The organism is Pseudomonas sp. OE 28.3 (assembly GCF_014268205.2).
GTDB lineage: Bacteria > Pseudomonadota > Gammaproteobacteria > Pseudomonadales > Pseudomonadaceae > Aquipseudomonas > Aquipseudomonas edaphica.
Window position 1 is genome coordinate 4,744,609 of the sequence record NZ_CP077082.1, and the last position, 16,547, is coordinate 4,761,155.

A 16,547-nucleotide genomic window follows, 5' to 3' on the forward strand; every position below is an offset into this window, starting at 1 on the left:
GGGAGCTGGCTTGTGTGGGAGCTGGCTTGTGTGGGAGCTGGCTTGTGTGGGAGCTGGCTTGCCTGCGATGCAGGCACCTCGGTGATTCAGGTAGACTGAGTTGATGCTATCGCAGGCAAGCCAGCTCCCACATTTGTTTGGCTGTGTAATTAAGTCAGTATTACCAGATCCAATAAGGCCGAGCCCAGGCACTTGCCATGGGCGTCCAGCGCCAGCGAGCGGGTCACGCCGCCGCGCAGGATCCCCGGCAGCACGAAGTTCAGCGCCTGCACGTTGGGCAATTCATAACGCCGCACCGGCGCTGCGCCCGGCTCACGCAAGCCGGCAAAAAACGTGGCGACGCGCTCGGGCGTGAGCTGTTCGCACAGCAACGGATAATCCTCGGCGCGGTAGGCGATGATCGATATGTTCGAAGTGTCGCCCTTATCGCCGGTACGGGAATGGGCCAGTGTGTGCAGTTTCATGCTTCGATCCTCGGGTTGACCGCGCTGCGGGGCAGCAATAACGACGCTACTGCCACCACCTGGCGCACACTTTTACTCGCGCCGCCGCCGCCCGACGGACCATTGGTGTAGAGGGTCTCCACTTCATTGCCAACCCGCACCGCTTCGCTGCGATCTTCACAACGGGCGGCCACGCGCAGACGCACTTCCCAGGGCTCGACGCTGCTGCGTGGGCCGTGCAATGAATCCATGCCAATCAGCTCGGCGCGTAGCTCTTGCATCTTTACGCCCATCAGTTCCAGGCGCTTGAGTACGATATCCCGCGCCAACTCAGCCCGTGCGACCGCGCCTGGGCCGCCGTAGGACATCTGCCCTTCACCGATCCATCCGTCCAGGTAACCCACGCTGACCTTTAACTGTTCAGGCCGAGCGCGACCACTGGCGTTTTGGACACGGACGCGATCCACGCCCTCCTCCACAAAGCTCACTTGAGAAAAGTCTGCCGTCACGTCCGGCGTGAGATAAGCCGCCGGGTCGTGTACTTCGTAGATCATCTGCTCGGTGCACGTCGCACGGCTGACCTGCCCGCCTGAGCCCGCCACCTTGGTGATCACAGCTTCGCCATCGGCATCGATTTCAGCCAACGGGAAACCCAGGCGTGCCAGCTCATCCACATCCTTGAAACCGGGATCGGCAAAATAACCGCCGCTGACCTGGCCCGCGCATTCCAGCAAATGCCCGACCAACGTGCCGCGCCCCAGCCGCTGCCAGTCGTCCGCAGCCCAGCCGAACTCAAACATCTGCGGTGCCAAAAACAGCGACGGGTCGGCCACGCGCCCGGTGATCACCACATCGGCATCGGCGCGCAAGGCTTCGAGGATGCCGTCGACGCCCAGGTAGGCGTTAGCGGATATCAGCCGCTCGCCCAAAGAGCCAACGGTCTGGCCGTTATCCAGCCAAAAACCGGGCTGTAAAACCTCCAACACGTCATCGCCCACCACCGCCACGACCTTGAGGTTCAGGCGCAGTTCGTTGGCAACCCGCCGCACTTCAACGGCCGCCGCCACGGGGTTGGCCGCGCCCATATTGGTAATTACCCGCAGGCGACGGTGGCCCTTCAAGCCAACAAATGGCAACACCCGGCGCATACGCTCGCTCAGCAGTGGGTCGTAACCGCCCTGCGGGTCGCTGATACGCGCCTGTTGCGCCAGGGCAATGGTGCGTTCGGCCAGGCATTCGAACACCAGGTAATCCAGGTCGCCCTGTTCGGCCAGTTCCACGGCAGGCTCGATACGGTCGCCGGAGTAGCCGGCGCCGGAACCGATGCGCAAGGTTTTCATCTCAAATCACTCCCAGGAGCAATGCGGTCAGGGTCATCAACACCGACGCAGCAAACAGAAACGGAATAGTGAAGCGCTGGTGATCGGCCAGTTCGATCTTGCACAGGCCCACCAGCAGGAAGGTCGCAGGCGTCAGCGGGCTGACCGGGAAACCGGTGGTGTGTACGCCCAGCAACGAGGCCTGGGCCACTTGCAGCGGGTCGACGCCCAGGGCTTTGCCGACCTCGGCGATCACCGGCATCACGCCGAAATAGTAGGAATCGGGGTCAAACAACATGCTCAACGGCATGGAAATAAAGCCCACCACCGCCGGGATCAACTTGCCGTGGCCGGCGGGAATCTGTGCGACCGCCACCTCGGCAATCGCCTTGAGCATGCCAGTGCCTTGCATGATGCCGGTGAACACGCCAGCGGCGAGCAGGATACTGGCCATGGTCAGGGCGGTTTTCGCATGGGCATCAATGCGCGCCCGTTGGGCATCCACATTCGGGTAGTTGATGCACAGCGCCACCACGGTGCCGAGCATAAACATCACCACCGGGTCGACCCAGCCGGCAATCATCACCACCATTACCAGCACGGTCAGCAACAGGTTGACCCAGAACAGCCGTGGGCGCCGTAGCTTGATGTCCTCGTCGCTGAGCACCCGTTGCGGTACCGCCTCCACCGAGGAACCGGCGCCCAGGCCCAGACGTTTTTCTTCACGACGGCCCAGCCACCAGGCGCAGGCAAACACGAAGACCAGGCCGACGATCTGCACCGGGATCAGCGGCTGGAACAGGTCGGCCACCGGCACATGCAAGGCCGCCGACGAGCGCAGCACCGGGCCGGTCCACGGCAGGAAATTGACCCCGGCGGCCATGGCACAGACACACGCAAGGATGCGCTTGTCGATGCCCAACCGCGTATACAGCGGCAGCATCGCCGGCACCGTCACCAGAAACGTCACCGCCCCGGAGCCGTCCAGGTGCACCAGCAGCGCGAGGGTCGCGGTGCCGACCACAATCCGTGTAGGACGCGTGCCGACCGTGCGCAGGATGCGATCAATGATCGGGTCGAGCATACCGGCGTCGGTCATGATCCCGAAAAACAGAATCGCGAACACAAACATGCCCACCACTGGGGCGACGTTCTTGATTCCGGTAATGATAAAGGCGCTGGTTTGCAGGCCGAAACCGCCGAGCAGTGCGGCGATGATCGGCAAGGCGATCAGCGCCACCAGTGGCGACAGGCGTTTGCTCATGACGGCAGCGAGCAGGCACAGGATGGTGATGACACCCAGGGTTGCGAGCATGGGTTACTCCAGAGCGGCCTTGGTGGCCGGTTATTGTTTTCCCTGGAGTATTGGAAGCGGGTTAGTCTTTGTAAATTGGAATATTCGGCCTGGCACGTTCGGAAAAACAAAATGAAGAACAGCATCCAACATATACAAGCCTTTCTCGCCGTAGCCCGCACCGGCAGTTTCACCAAGGCCGCCAATGAGTTGCACTTGTCGCCCTCAGCCCTGACGGTACAGGTGCAACAACTCGAAGACTGGCTCGGCGTCGCGCTGCTCGATCGCAGCCCGCGCCACGTAAGCATCACCGCCGCAGGCGAAGACGCGCGCGGCCCCATGGAAAAACTGTTGCTGGACCTGGACAACATCGTCACTGGCTCGCGCGACCTCGCCGCCCTGCGCCGCGGCGTGGTCACCATCGCCGCACTGCCCTCGGTGTGCGCCGGCGCCCTGCCGCCGGCCTTGCGCCTGTTTCGCGAACGCTTTGCCGGCATCGAAGTACGTTTGCATGACCTGGTAGCTCATCGCATTCATGCACAGGTGCGCGAAGGCGTGGTGGACTTTGGCATCGGCGTGCGTGCCCGGCTGAGCCACGGCCTGGAATTTTTGCCGGTGCTCAATGATCGGTTGTGTGCGTTTGTGCCACTGGGCCATCCCCTCGCCCACCATCGCCAACTGACCTTGGAGCAATTGGCGGACCAGCCGATCATCCTCACCGGGCGCGACAGCAGTGTGCGTGAGCAGGTGGACGCGTTGTTTGATCAGACACGGCTGACAATGAATGCCGGCATGGAAGCCAACTACATGTCGACGGTACTGGCGTTGGTGCGCCAGGGGCTGGGCATCAGCGTGTTGCCGGAGTCGGCGGCGGACAGCCTGGAGGGGTTGAAGCGCATCAATATTGACCATCCCGGCGTGAACCGCGAGATCGGGTTGATCAGTCGCAGCGGGATGGGCCTCAGCCCGGCGGCGCAGCGTTGCTTTGAGCTGCTGAGTGATGAGCTGTCTGGCACAACATCGAACTGAAACTGGACACTATCAATGTGGGATATGGCTTGTGTGGGAGCTGGCTTGCCTGCGATGCAGACACCTGGGTTTATCTATTACCCCGAGTTGATGCTATCGCAGGCAAGCCAGCTCCCACACAAGCCAGCTCCCACATTTTTGACCGCGTGAACTCAATCAAGCATCGCTACATGTTTTGGATGGCTCGCCACCCGCGCCAGCCACGCCTGCACACCCGGATAAGCGTCCAGCTCAAACCCACCCTCCTCGGCCACATGGGTATAGGCATACAACGCCACATCGGCGATGGAGAATTGATCGCCCACCAGATACGGGGTCAGTTGCAGTTGGCGCTCCATGACCTTGAGGGCCTTGTAGCCACCTTTGTGCAGCTTCTTGTATTCCTCAAGACGGTCTGCGGGCAAGCCCAGGTAAAACTGGATAAACCGCGCCACCGCAATATACGGTTCATGGCTGTACTGCTCGAAAAACTGCCACTGCAACACTTGCGTGCGCAGGCGTGGCTCGGACGGCAAAAATTCGCTGCCATCGGCCAGGAAGTTGAGAATCGCGTTGGACTCCCACAGGCAAGTGCCGTCTTCAAGTTCCAGCACCGGGATCTTGCCATTGGGGTTCTTGGCCAGGAACTCGGCAGTCTGGGTGTCGCCCTTGAGGATGTCGACATCGATCCATTGGTACGGGATGCCCAGCAGGTTGAGCATCAATTTGACCTTGTAGCAGTTGCCCGACTTGTAATCGCCATAAACCTTGTACATGGGGCTCCCCTTATGCCGCTTGCGCGTGCTGTGCTTGACGGACCACCGCGGCCAGGCGCTTGAGACCTTCGTCCAGACGGGCCGGGTCGATATGGCTGAAATTGAGGCGCAACGAACCCAAGTGTTGATCGGGCTCGGAAAAGAACGGTTCACCGGGCATGAACGCCACGTCCTGATCCAATGCTTGCGCCAACAAGGTGCGGGTGTCGAGGGGTTGTTTCAAGGTCAGCCAGAAGAATAATCCACCTTGAGGCACTTGCCAGTCGGCCAGGTCGCCAAAGTGGCGCTCCAGAGCCGACTGAAAGGCATCGCGACGCTCGCGGTAAAAGTCGCGTAACTGCGCCAGGTGTTGCTGGTATTTTTGCGTGCCGATCCACTGCATCGCTTGCCACTGGCCGATGCGGTTGGTGTGCAGGTCGGCCGATTGCTTGAGCTTGAGCAGGTGCGGGAACAAATCCTCGCTGGCGATCAGGTAACCGACGCGCAACCCCGGCAACAGGGTCTTGGAGACAGTGCCGGTGTAGATCCAGCTGGCTTTTTTCAACCGCCCGGCGATGGGCTGCGCACTGGCGCCGTCGAATGTCAGCTCGCGGTAGGGCTCGTCTTCGATCAGGGTTACGCCGAATTCATCGAGCAAGGCGGCCACGGCTGCGCGCTTGGCCTCGCTGTAGCGCACGGCCGAGGGGTTCTGGAAGGTCGGGATGAGGTAGATGAACGCCGGGTGATGGCGTTCGAGGCTGGCGCGCAGGGCAGCCAGGTTCGGGCCGTCGGCCTCCAGTTGCACGGTGAGGCAATCGGCGCCGAACAGTTGGAAAATCTGCAAGGCGGCCAGGTAGGTCGGGCCTTCCAGCAAGACTTCAGTGCCCTTGTCGATGTACAGCTTGGCCGCCAGGTCGAGGGTTTGCTGGGAGCCGCTGACCACCAGCACCTGACTGGCCTGGCACGGTAAGCCCAAGGCGCGGGCCTCGGCGGCGAGCAGTTCACGCAATTGCGGCTCGCCTTCGCTCATACCGTATTGGCCGATGTTCAGTGGCAGTTCATCCCAATTCAGTACCGGCAACATGGCTTCGGCGGGCAGGCCACCGGCGAACGACATCACTTGCGGGCGCTGGGCCGCCGCAAGAATTTCACGGATCAAGGAGCTTTTGAGGCGCGTAACACGTTCAGAGAAGGCCATAGGGTCACCGGTAGCGAAGTCGGGGGCAAATACGTCAAACTGGTTGACCGAAATTACGACGACTCGCGTGGATACGTCAATATGCTTGACCTTAAAAACCAGGGCAGCCAACAACAAGCCATGGAAGCCTTTTTCTTCGGCTACCAGGCTTTTACCGCCAAGGCCGACGAAATGCTCGAGCGCCGCGGCCTGAGCCGCGTGCATCAGCGCATCGTATTTTTTATCGCGCGTTACCCCGCCTTGAGCGTGAAGCAGCTGCTGGAGTTGCTTGGGGTGAGCAAGCAGGCGCTGAACATGCCATTGCGCCAATTGCAGGAAATGCACTTGGTCGACAGCGTTGCCTCCGAGGCCGACAAGCGCAAACGCCTGTTGGAACTGACGGAAGAAGGCCAACGTTTTGAGCAGTCACTACGCCGCGAGCAGGTGAAGCTGTTGCAGCGTGCGTTCAGTGAAGCCGGTGAAGACGCCGTGGCAGGCTGGCTAGCCGTGAACCAGGCCCTCGCCGGCCAACTTTAACCCCATGCCGAGCGAGCTTGTTGTGGCGAGCAGGCTTGCCCTGCGTTGGGACGCGAAGCGGCCCTGAGACAGTCATCGCGGGGCTTCAGCGAGAATCCATTGGCAGGTTTGGGGGCCGCTACGCAGCCCAACGCAGGGCAAGCCTGCTCGCCACAACAACTTTGCCCTGCGCAACCCGATAAATCGCGCCGGCATCAGCCTTTCATCCCCTTTCGCAAACAAAATAGAAAACATTATTTGCTTTATTTGTATACAAAAGCATAATTCGCTTCGTGCGAGTTCCTGACCTATTGGTCAACAAAACCCGCCAGTACCTCAAAGCGCTGCTGCCCACCTCTGTGACCGGCGCTGGAAATAACAATAAAACTCTTGAGGAGTACTTGCTGTGGATAGCCAAAAAACCGAAGCCCCTACGCTGGACCTCGCCCCACCGCAAGGCGGCTGGCTGGAACGCCTGTTCAAACTGCGCTTGCATGGCACCACAGTGAGAACCGAACTGATTGCCGGCCTCACCACCTTTATCACCATGGCCTATATCATCTTCGTCAACCCCAACATCATGGCCGACGCCGGTATCGATCACGGTGCGGCGTTCGTCGCTACCTGCATCGCTGCGGCGCTGGGCTGCCTGCTGATGGGGCTGTACGCCAACTGGCCGGTGGGTTTGGCGCCGGGCATGGGCCTGAATGCGTTTTTCACCTACACCGTGGTCGGCACCATGGGCTACCACTGGGAAACCGCGCTGGGCGCAGTGTTTATTTCCGGCGTGCTGTTCATGGGCCTCACGCTGTCACGCGTGCGTGAATGGCTGCTCAACAGCATCCCTGTGAGCTTGCGTCATGCCATGGGCGCAGGCGTCGGTTTGTTCCTTGGGGTGATCGGCCTGAAGACCGCCGGTATCATCGTCGACAGCCCGGCCACCTTGATCAAGCTCGGTTCGCTGCACGAGCCTGCGCCCTTGCTGGCGGCCGTGTGCTTCCTGTTGATTGCGATCCTCAGCTATCACCGGGTATTCGGCGCGATCCTGATCAGCATCATCGCCGTGACCCTCGCCGGGTGGGGCCTGGGCCTGGTGCACTACAACGGTATTCTCTCAACCCCACCGAGCCTGGCGCCGACATGGATGGCCATGGACATAAAAGGTGTATTCAATGTAAGCATGATAAGCGTGGTATTTGCTTTTCTTTTTGTACACATGTTCGACACCGCGGGTACACTGATGGGCGTCGCGCAACGGGCCGGACTGGTCAACGCCGACGGCAAGATCGATAACCTGTCCCGTGCGCTGAAGGCCGACAGTGCCTCCAGCGTATTTGGCGCCATGGTCGGTGTGCCGCCGGTGACCAGCTATGTGGAAAGCGCGGCGGGTGTGGCCGCAGGTGGTCGCACCGGGCTGACCGCCGTAACCGTGGGCATCCTGTTCGTGGCCGCGATGTTTTTTGCGCCACTGGCGGGAATGATTCCGGCGTATGCCACCGCCGGCGCGCTGATTTACGTGGCGATGCTGATGATGGCGAGCATGGCCCATATCAACTGGGATGAGGCCACCGACAGCATTCCGGCGATTGTCACCGCGATCATGATGCCGTTGACCTTCTCGGTCGCCGACGGGATTGCCTTGGGCTTTATCACTTACGTGGCGCTCAAGGCAGGCACCGGCAAGTACCGTGAGATTTCTGTCAGCCTGTGGGTGCTGTGCGCGATCTTTATCGCCAAGTTCATCTTCCTGTAGTTCGGGAACGGCTGAAAAACCGCCTCACCTTCGGGTGGGGCTTTTGCATAGAGGGAGAAATGTAGATGAACCTGGATACCTGGCTGTTGTTCAGTGGTGCGGCACTGGTGGTGATCCTGATCCCCGGGCCGTTGTCGCTGTTGATGATCAGCAACAGCCTCAACTACGGCCTGCGCCGTTCGTACCCGGCGTTCCTGGGCGGAGTGTTTGCCTCGATCTGCCTGTTGAGCGCCTCGGCTCTGGGCCTGGGCGCATTGTTGCTGGCCTCCGAGCAGTTGTTCAGCGCCTTGAAAATCATCGGCGCGCTGTACCTGTTCTATCTGGCCTGGCAGAGCTGGCAGCAATCTCGCCTGCCAACCCATGGCGCCGAGGTACCGCAGGCGCCGGCGGTGCCGCGTTTTCGCGCACTGTTCGGCCGGGCCTTTGTGCTCGGCGCCAGCAACCCCAAGGACATCCTGTTCTTCGCCGCCTTCCTGCCGCAGTTCCTCAGTAGCGAGCAGCCGTTTCTGCCGCAACTGCTGATCATGATCGCGACCTGGACCGTACTCGACTTGCTCTGCAAGCTGGCTTACGGCCTCGGCGCCCACGGTGCCGCGCGCTACCTGCGCAGCGGCGCGGGCCAGAGCTGGTTCAATCGCGTCAGTGCCACGCTATTTGGCGGGGCGGCAACCGCAGCGCTGCTCAAGGGTTAAACGGCGCGACTTTGGCAAAATACACACTGGCGGGCTCTCCATAACGAACTTGCCACTGAATGCCTGCAACGATCCGAACCAGACGGTTTTGTGTCATGGCTTGATCAATGGCGGCAAACTCCGCCGAGAATGGCGACTGCGAACCGATACGCTCGCGAAACCAAGCCTCGGAGAGCTGCGGGGCCACCCTGGAACGCAGGCTGACGTTGCGATTATCGACCCAATTATTCAGCACAAAGTAAACCGAACTCGAATGCGGATGGGTGCAGTAAAAGTCCCTCGTACTGGCCCCGCCATGCCGCCTTGGAATGCTCCTGACGGTGAATCCATATCTTTCGAGTATCTGCCTGACAGCTGTGTGAACAGCTCGCGAACGAAGTACGCCGTTGCCGCGGCTGCGCCTGAGCAACGAGGGATCAAGGTGTAAGGGCGGCGTGAAATCCAGCCGCGTGCCTCCCGGCGCTACCCCATCGATCCCTATGTTAATGGTGAGGGCACCCGGCTCGCCCGCAGGCCGTAGCATTCTCAGCAGATCGGGCAGGCGGTCCGGGTTTCCCGGGGCCGTCCAACGGTCGAGTGTCGCCCTGATATTGAGTAAGTGCGTGGCCGTCACCCTGGGGCCGGTGTCCGCCAACTCAGTGAGCCGGTCGGCGACAAACCGCTTGCTGCCCGGGGTCATAGCAGGAAAAGCCCGCCCCACCGTGACGTCCAGGCGTTCATTAAACAGCACTTGATGGGGCGTCCACAGCCCATTGGCACCCAGGGTCGCCGGTATCGGCTGCTCAGCAGCAGCCACGCCCAGCCAGCGCTCTATATCCACGGATGCCCTGAACGAAACATCCTGGTTTCTCATTATAAAGACGATGCTCGAAGACGACGCGCTTGTACCCTGGGGCAACAACCGATAGTAATCAGGCCCTAGTCGCAAGAGATCAAAGGCCGCCGCACCCGGCGTTGCTGCCACCCGGTATATATTGCGGCCCAGGGGCGGTACTTCGATCAGTGCGTCACTGCGCCGAAACCCCCACGCCTGCCAGGAACTGGTGGGCACAGGCAACGCGCGCAAGTTCGCTTCCAGGCCCGTACGCGAAGGCGGTGACCAATCCGCTGCGCTCCTGGTGGGCGCCCAAGGTTGCCATACGCCTGAACTCGGCCCGGGCACCGGTGCATCGGCCCCTAACTGCCACTCGTGGGGCTGCTCGATGTTTAAAATCAGTTCATCTTGCCCTTCTCCCTGGCTCTTTTTCAGTCGCAGTCCCCATTCGTTCTCACGCTGATATACCGGGTAAATATCTTTACCCTCACGAATAAACTGCCGGCCATCTTTCGCGTACCGCCCTTTAGCGCCCGGCCCCGCCAATTCAATGGCCCCATCCAGTCCATCAGGGGACTGGAAGTGTTCCAGCAGGTGACGTGGCTTGATCGGTGACGGTTTCAGGCCTGCGCGGGTACCGAGCGTGACCCCTTGATGGCGATGCAAGCGGCCTAAAGCGACACGCGACACGCGCGCGCCTTTCGCGGAAGGACCAAAGGATGTCAGCACGTCGAAGAACGCAAGCATCGTCAAGAACGCCACATCCACAGCATCATGGGCAGACCCGCTGTAATGATAGCGCCGCGCTGCAAGCAGCATTTCATACAGGCTGATGCCAACACCCAGTACCGGGACAAAGCCCAGCAGCCCGCGAATCGTCGCGTCGTGCTGCTCCCCCAAACGCTGCTCGCGGTATTGCTCCAGCGCCTGGGAAGACTGGGATTGGGCTTGGGTACGCCGTTGCAGATCGAACACCTTGGCGTGGGCCAACAACGCCATGGCATTGCCACAGGTGGTGGGCGCAGCCGCTAACCAATGTTCAGGCTGCGACTCGATTTGCTCCTTGATCAATGCCTCGATGCTTTCATTGTCCACCGCCGGTTTTTTGTGCGGGGCCAAAAAAAACTCCACAAGCATGGCAACAAAACGATATAGACCGGGTTGACCCGGCTCAAGCGAATGAGGCCTGCGGGGTTGCACCCCTGGGTCTTTATCGGGGTAGCCGGCCAGCGCCTGCGCCTCCCAGCCTGGCGCCACCTGGCGCGCCAACGCCTTCTGGTTTTCGGGGAGTGCGCCGATAAGATTCAACGCCTTTTCTGCTTCGTCCAGGCTGGCATACGCAACAATCACCCGGCTTGCCGCAGCCATGGGCCAATACACCACACAGAGCTTTGATAACTTGTCATGAATGAACAATAAGCCAGCAATGTGCCGATCATGTTCTGGGGTGGCGTCCATCAGGCGCAGAACCGCCAACTCTACGTCGAACCCATCTTTTTTCAGGTCACTTGCCGACCCAGCGGCCATCGCCAGGGTAAACAGACGCTGCGCTTTATCACTCAAACCTTGCTGGACCGCAGAGTACAGCTGCATCTGAGCGCGTTGTCGCAAAGCCCTATAGACCAAAGCCTGTGAGAGCCCAGGAGACGTGGCCGGAGTAGACGTCGGCGGATAAAATGCCTTGAGGATCCGCTTGTCGTACTCGCCCCCAAGATCGAGCGATGACAGGGTGTTGATCAGGTAACGCACGCTCAAGCGCTCTTTCCAGGCGGGGTCCAGCCAGCGTGCGCGATTCAATCGCCAGCGGGTCCAGGGTGCCTTGGGGTCGAGGTTATGCAACGCCAATTGCAGCAGGCTGAAAGTGGTGCGCTGCGAGCTGACGACCTTTTTTGTATCGCGATCGCCTATCGCGCACTGACTCGACCAGCCACACAATTGGGAGCTGACATCATCGGGCAAATCTATCAGGGGTTTGTCGATATCCAGTTGCGGGTAAAACCCGTCCCGAGTCAATCGCGCAATCAAGCCATTGCGGGCGAATGACTCCAAGTCCGGTAAGTCCCGCCACAGTTTGTTCTCCACCGCAAAGGCATTCATCAGGTAACGGCGTGACAATCGTTTGTAGTGTCTTCGACTACCGGTTGAGGCAATGCCCAACCACGAGGGGAGTTTTTTCGCCTGAGTGGCTGCCATCTGCAACAGGTTGATATTGGCCAAGGCCAGTGTGCGAGCATCATTGGCGGGTACTTGCAGGCACTCGAACAACTCCTGGGCCAGTAACATTCGGCTCAACTGCGGATCGCTCACCTCACTGAACAACCGAACACCCCTGCCCACACGTTTGTTCAACGCCGCGTAACGTTGCATTAGCTTAATGAACAAGTCTTTGAGCATCGTGCGCTTGATGGCCTCGTAACTCACTACCAATGGCGCATCCTTGGGCAACGCCTGGACCCAGCCCCGCGCAGCCACACGGTGATCACGCTCGATGCAGCGCCACAACACGGAGCCATCGCGGCTTTTCAGGCTGGCTTGAAGCCCCTTGGCGAACGCGTTCACGTTGTCAAAGGGCACAAGCCCGCCATACAGACCCGTCACGTATAACAATACTGAGTGTGGGCCACTCGGGTGAGCCAGGGCCTGGTGGGTGGTCACGAGCAGAGCCCCCAGCAGCGGGTACAACTGGCCGGACTCACTGCCGACCGTTACTTGCAATACACAGGTATCAGCAGCACTGTCGCCAGGCACCCAAGACTCACTCAATACCGTATTCAATCGCTCCAGATGCACGGAAGGCATCAGGTTCAACTGTTGCTGCATCTGGGCTTCCAGAAGCAAAGCCCGGCGCAGGGCAGTCCCCACCAATGAGCCGCGATTAGACGTGCCCAAAGGCTGTTCAAGCCAGAACGCCTTTTCAAACATGCGCTCGTGCGGGGCACGGGCCAATTGACTCACGGTGCTCACTTGTTCCTGCCATCGCTGATCGAGGTTCAAAAAGTCTTGATAGGGTGCAGTGCTTTTGCCCACATCCGTCGGATCCAGCAGGGCCATCAAGCCTTTTTCGTAACGTTTGAGTTGCGCTTCACGGGTCTTGAGGGCGAGGTCCGGCGTCAAACTTGCACACACAATCTCACCGCTGCGGCGCTGATGATCCCACTCCGGCAAGGCGTCCAGGCTGTTTCCCAGCAGGAGGCTGCATGCCAGCCGGCGACGGCCTTTTTCGATGAATTTGAGGAAGCGTTTCATCTCAGGAGCGTTGAATTGCCCCACACCTTGAACGCCCACAGCCGCAGGGTTGATTGACAATGCACAGGCCACCTCGTTATCCCACTGCGCCTCCAGCAGCTCGGTCGCACTGGCAAGCAACACGTCTTCCTGGTGTACACCAATAAGCTGAAGGGTAAACGCCTGAGGCGTAACACTGGGTGTGTTACACAGCTCATGCCAACGGCGCAGTGGCAAACACTGCCATAGCACCTGGCTCAAAGGGCCGTTGACCAGCGCAGGCAGATCACATTGCATTCGATACCAGGAACTGAACTCGTAAAACTCACGAATCAGACCCGGCAGATAAATCACATGGGGCGTGTCCCCCGCGATGTCATCACGATAAATATGCAAAGCGCCCGGAACAGGAACCAGTGCCCGATTTGTGCCAGGCCACGCCACCCTGCTCACTTGAATATTCGCCCACTCACCTGCGGCGCGACGGCGCGCATCGGCACCGGGGATCTCCATGACTTTACGGACCATGGCATAGCCGCGGTCCGAGAGCTGGTAAACGCGATGGGCCAGCAGTGCATGCTCGGCGAACAAGGATTTTCGTAACTGGACCCAACGCTGCTTGCGCGTCAGCCAGGAGCCATAGGCCAGTTGCTGCCAATAGTCTCGTTCAGCCTTCTCAACCTGACCGAGCAGCGCCAACCCCTTCACACGTACCAACGCATCCCAAGCGGTAAACGGCAACGTCCGTGCCGGTTCGTCCTTGATACGCAATGTAGTGAACTGGTTAATGTCCAGCGGCACATCCGGATCAATGAGAAGTGCCAAGCCTTTTTCGGTCAGGCTGTAGACCTTCTGGGGCAAAGGCGGCGGCCGGAACTCGGTAAACAACAGCGTATCGGGGTCCAGCGCAAAGGCCTTGCGTAATGCGCCCCGGATAATGCCCAAGACTCTCGGCGCACGCCCAATCAAGTCTTTTAGGAGTTTTACCGCCTCTCTGGCCCTGGCTTGGGCTTCGTACAGGCGATTGATTTCAAGACTGGGCTGCGTGACCGCGTTAAGCCGTCGGGTCAGGAGTGTGCGAATCGCCGCATCACGCTGCGCGTCCGAGGTTTGCGGGTCATCAAAATTAAGCGTTTGCGCCGCAGCAGCCTCAGCGGCCAACCAGGCGGTGGTGTCGGTACTCATGGCGGACTGTTCCATACAGAAAAGCCGAGCCTAGGTACCTCGACCGCCCCAGGTGCGTTACATACTTGGGCGGCCCGTGAGCCATTCAGAATAAAAAAAGCCCGCAGTGTGGGCGGGCAAAAAACCAACGAAGAGCTTTGGGGGTGTGAAGCGAGGTGACGACTCAGCTACCGCGATAGGTGGAGTAGCTGTAAGGCGAAATCAGTAAAGGCACATGGTAGTGATCCTGTTCGGCGCTGATGCCAAAACGCAGCACGACGACGTCGAGAAACGCCGGTTCCGGCAATTGCACACCACGAGCGCGGTAGTAGTCGCCGGCGCTGAATTGCAGTTGGTAAACACCACTGCGGTAGTCGTCACCTTGCAGCAGCGGCGCATCGCAACGGCCGTCGCTGTTGGTGGTGGCAGTGGCAACCCGTTCCAGCTGCGCGCCGTCGACGCGGTACAGCTCGACCTTGATATCGCTACCGGGGCAGCCGTGTGCGGCGTCCAAAACGTGTGTGGTCAAACGTCCCATGGCGTCTTCGCGCCTCCTGAAGTCAGTAAAAGAGAAACCTGCACTTTTTCAGGGCATCGAAAAAGCCGGCGATGGCTGATTAAGACACTTTTTAAAAAAATTGTACACAATAAAAATCACAAAGCTTTGGATCTTCCCGTCGGTATTGCTCGATGAGTCAATTCGTGAGTAAACCTTGCTTTTAAACGACCTTTTGTCCATTAACTGACCAGTCAGGCAAGTTTCTTGCTACAGCATCTGAACCCGGCGATGCAGAAAAAATGCAGAAATGTAGGCTTACAAAGTGACAGATAAGTTGTATACAATCACTCATCGCTGTGACGCCACCCAGTCTTTTCACTGCCCGGCCGCCACACACACTTGCTATCACGAACAAGAAGGAAGACTGCAGTGAGCGCTGACTACCCACGCGACCTGATCGGTTACGGCAGTAACCCTCCTCACCCCCACTGGCCGGGCAAGGCACGCATTGCGCTGTCGTTCGTACTCAACTACGAAGAAGGCGGTGAGCGCAACATTTTGCACGGTGATAAAGAGTCCGAAGCCTTCCTCTCGGAAATGGTCTCGGCCCAGCCGCTGCAAGGCGCCCGCAACATGAGCATGGAGTCGCTGTACGAGTACGGCAGCCGTGCGGGTGTGTGGCGCATCCTCAAGCTGTTTAAAGAATTCGATATCCCGCTGACCATCTTCGCCGTCGCCATGGCCGCCCAGCGCCACCCGAATGTGATCCGCGCAATGGTCGACGCCGGCCACGAGATCTGCAGCCACGGCTACCGCTGGATCGACTACCAGTACATGGACGAGGCCCAGGAGCGCGAGCACATGCTCGAAGCCATCCGCATCCTCACCGAACTGACCGGCGAGCGCCCATTGGGTTGGTACACCGGCCGCACTGGCCCCAATACGCGTCGGCTGGTGATGGAGGAAGGCGGTTTCCTGTACGACTGCGACACCTATGACGACGACCTGCCCTACTGGGAGCCGAACAACCCGACCGGCAAGCCGCATTTGGTGATCCCTTATACCCTGGACACCAACGACATGCGCTTCACCCAGGTGCAGGGTTTCAACAAGGGCGATGACTTTTTCGAGTACCTCAAGGACGCGTTCGACGTGTTGTATGCCGAAGGGGCCGAGGCGCCGAAGATGCTTTCCATCGGCCTGCACTGCCGCCTGATCGGCCGCCCTGCACGCCTGGCTTCGTTGAAACGGTTTATCGAATACGCCAAAGGCCATGAACAGGTGTGGTTCACCCGTCGCGTTGACATCGCCCGTCACTGGCACGAAACCCACCCGCACACGGGAGCGGCGAAATGACTGCGTTCCAGACCCTGAAGCCATCGACCCTGAGCCGCGATGAATTTGTCGCCGCTTTCGCCGATATCTACGAACACTCGCCATGGGTGGCCGAAAAGGCCTTCGACCTGGGCCAGGACAGCTCGGTCGACCAGATCGAAACCCTGCACCAGCGCATGAGCGATATCCTGTTAAGCGCCGATCATGCCAGCCAGCTGGCGCTGATCAACGCTCACCCGGACCTGGCCGGCAAAGCTGCCGTCCAGGGCCAACTGACCCAAGCCAGCACCGATGAGCAAGCTGGCGCGGGGATTCACCAATGCACGGCCGAAGAGTTCTCGCGCTTCACCGAGCTGAACGATGCCTACAAGGCCAAGTTCAAGTTTCCCTTCATCATGGCGGTAAAAGGCAGCAACCGGCATCAGATCCTCGCTGCGTTCGAAACGCGCATTCACAATTCGGCAGACGCCGAGTTCAAATGCGCGCTGGCCGAGATCAACAAGATCGCGTTGTTCCGTTTACTGACCCTCTAACAGACCATCCCCAGCCACTC

Annotated in this window: 13 protein-coding genes; 6 read left to right on the forward strand and 7 right to left on the reverse strand. The window is 59.7% G+C overall.

Annotated elements, in window-relative coordinates; all coding sequences use genetic code 11:
• Positions 1 to 149: 149 nt before the first annotated feature.
• Genes HU759_RS21220 through HU759_RS21230 form a run of 3 tightly spaced genes read right to left on the reverse strand, consistent with a single transcriptional unit; the run spans position 150 to position 3,077 of the window.
• Positions 150 to 464, reverse strand: a complete 315-nt coding sequence (locus HU759_RS21220; RefSeq protein WP_017137835.1) for a hypothetical protein — start codon at positions 462 to 464, stop codon at positions 150 to 152.
• Positions 461 to 1,783: an acyclic terpene utilization AtuA family protein gene (locus HU759_RS21225; protein WP_170037788.1), complete on the reverse strand. Its 1,323-nt coding sequence runs from the start codon at positions 1,781 to 1,783 to the stop codon at positions 461 to 463. The genes HU759_RS21220 and HU759_RS21225 overlap by 4 nt, the downstream gene beginning before the upstream one ends.
• 1 nt (position 1,784) lies before the next feature.
• A complete protein-coding gene (locus tag HU759_RS21230) occupies positions 1,785 to 3,077 on the reverse strand; it encodes a citrate:proton symporter (protein WP_099548917.1) in 1,293 nt (430 codons plus the stop codon).
• 111 nt (positions 3,078 to 3,188) lie between these two features.
• On the opposite strand from HU759_RS21230, the gene HU759_RS21235 reads away from it, so the two are divergent.
• Positions 3,189 to 4,085, forward strand: a complete 897-nt coding sequence (locus tag HU759_RS21235) for a LysR family transcriptional regulator (RefSeq protein ID WP_099548916.1) — start codon at positions 3,189 to 3,191, stop codon at positions 4,083 to 4,085.
• 152 nt (positions 4,086 to 4,237) lie between these two features.
• Here HU759_RS21235 and HU759_RS21240 read toward each other — a convergent pair whose 3' ends face one another.
• On the reverse strand, positions 4,238 to 4,840 hold the full coding sequence (locus tag HU759_RS21240; protein ID WP_017137839.1) for a glutathione S-transferase family protein: 603 nt from the start codon (positions 4,838 to 4,840) through the stop codon (positions 4,238 to 4,240).
• 10 nt (positions 4,841 to 4,850) lie between these two features.
• Positions 4,851 to 6,017, reverse strand: a complete 1,167-nt coding sequence (locus tag HU759_RS21245; RefSeq protein ID WP_099548915.1) for a PLP-dependent aminotransferase family protein — start codon at positions 6,015 to 6,017, stop codon at positions 4,851 to 4,853.
• 81 nt (positions 6,018 to 6,098) lie between these two features.
• Between HU759_RS21245 and HU759_RS21250 the strand changes: the two genes are divergently transcribed.
• The 3 genes from HU759_RS21250 (at position 6,099) to HU759_RS21260 (ending at position 8,957) form a co-directional block, all read left to right on the forward strand.
• Positions 6,099 to 6,533: a MarR family transcriptional regulator gene (locus HU759_RS21250; RefSeq protein WP_170037784.1), complete on the forward strand. Its 435-nt coding sequence runs from the start codon at positions 6,099 to 6,101 to the stop codon at positions 6,531 to 6,533.
• Positions 6,534 to 6,918: 385 nt separating this feature from the next.
• Positions 6,919 to 8,265, forward strand: coding sequence for an NCS2 family permease (locus tag HU759_RS21255; protein WP_017137842.1), 1,347 nt, complete (start codon positions 6,919 to 6,921; stop codon positions 8,263 to 8,265).
• 65 nt (positions 8,266 to 8,330) lie between these two features.
• Positions 8,331 to 8,957 carry a LysE family translocator gene (locus HU759_RS21260; protein ID WP_170037782.1) on the forward strand — a complete coding sequence of 209 codons (627 nt, stop codon included), beginning with the start codon at positions 8,331 to 8,333 and terminating at the stop codon, positions 8,955 to 8,957.
• Here HU759_RS21260 and HU759_RS21265 read toward each other — a convergent pair.
• Together HU759_RS21265 and uraH are read right to left on the reverse strand one after the other, a co-directional pair.
• Positions 8,947 to 14,181 carry a DUF6543 domain-containing protein gene (locus HU759_RS21265; RefSeq protein WP_186617762.1) on the reverse strand — a complete coding sequence of 1,745 codons (5,235 nt, stop codon included), beginning with the start codon at positions 14,179 to 14,181 and terminating at the stop codon, positions 8,947 to 8,949. The genes HU759_RS21260 and HU759_RS21265 overlap by 11 nt on opposite strands.
• Before the next feature lie 163 nt (positions 14,182 to 14,344).
• On the reverse strand, positions 14,345 to 14,698 hold the full coding sequence (gene uraH, locus HU759_RS21270; RefSeq protein ID WP_169984794.1) for a hydroxyisourate hydrolase: 354 nt from the start codon (positions 14,696 to 14,698) through the stop codon (positions 14,345 to 14,347).
• Between the two features lie 390 nt (positions 14,699 to 15,088).
• Between uraH and puuE the strand changes: the two genes are divergently transcribed.
• Together puuE and uraD are read left to right on the forward strand one after the other, a co-directional pair.
• Entirely contained in the window at positions 15,089 to 16,015 is a 927-nt protein-coding gene (gene puuE, locus HU759_RS21275) for an allantoinase PuuE (protein WP_186617760.1), read from the forward strand.
• Positions 16,012 to 16,527 carry a 2-oxo-4-hydroxy-4-carboxy-5-ureidoimidazoline decarboxylase gene (gene uraD, locus HU759_RS21280; protein ID WP_017137847.1) on the forward strand — a complete coding sequence of 172 codons (516 nt, stop codon included), beginning with the start codon at positions 16,012 to 16,014 and terminating at the stop codon, positions 16,525 to 16,527. Before puuE ends, uraD begins: the two co-directional genes overlap by 4 nt.
• Positions 16,528 to 16,547: the final 20 nt, after the last annotated feature.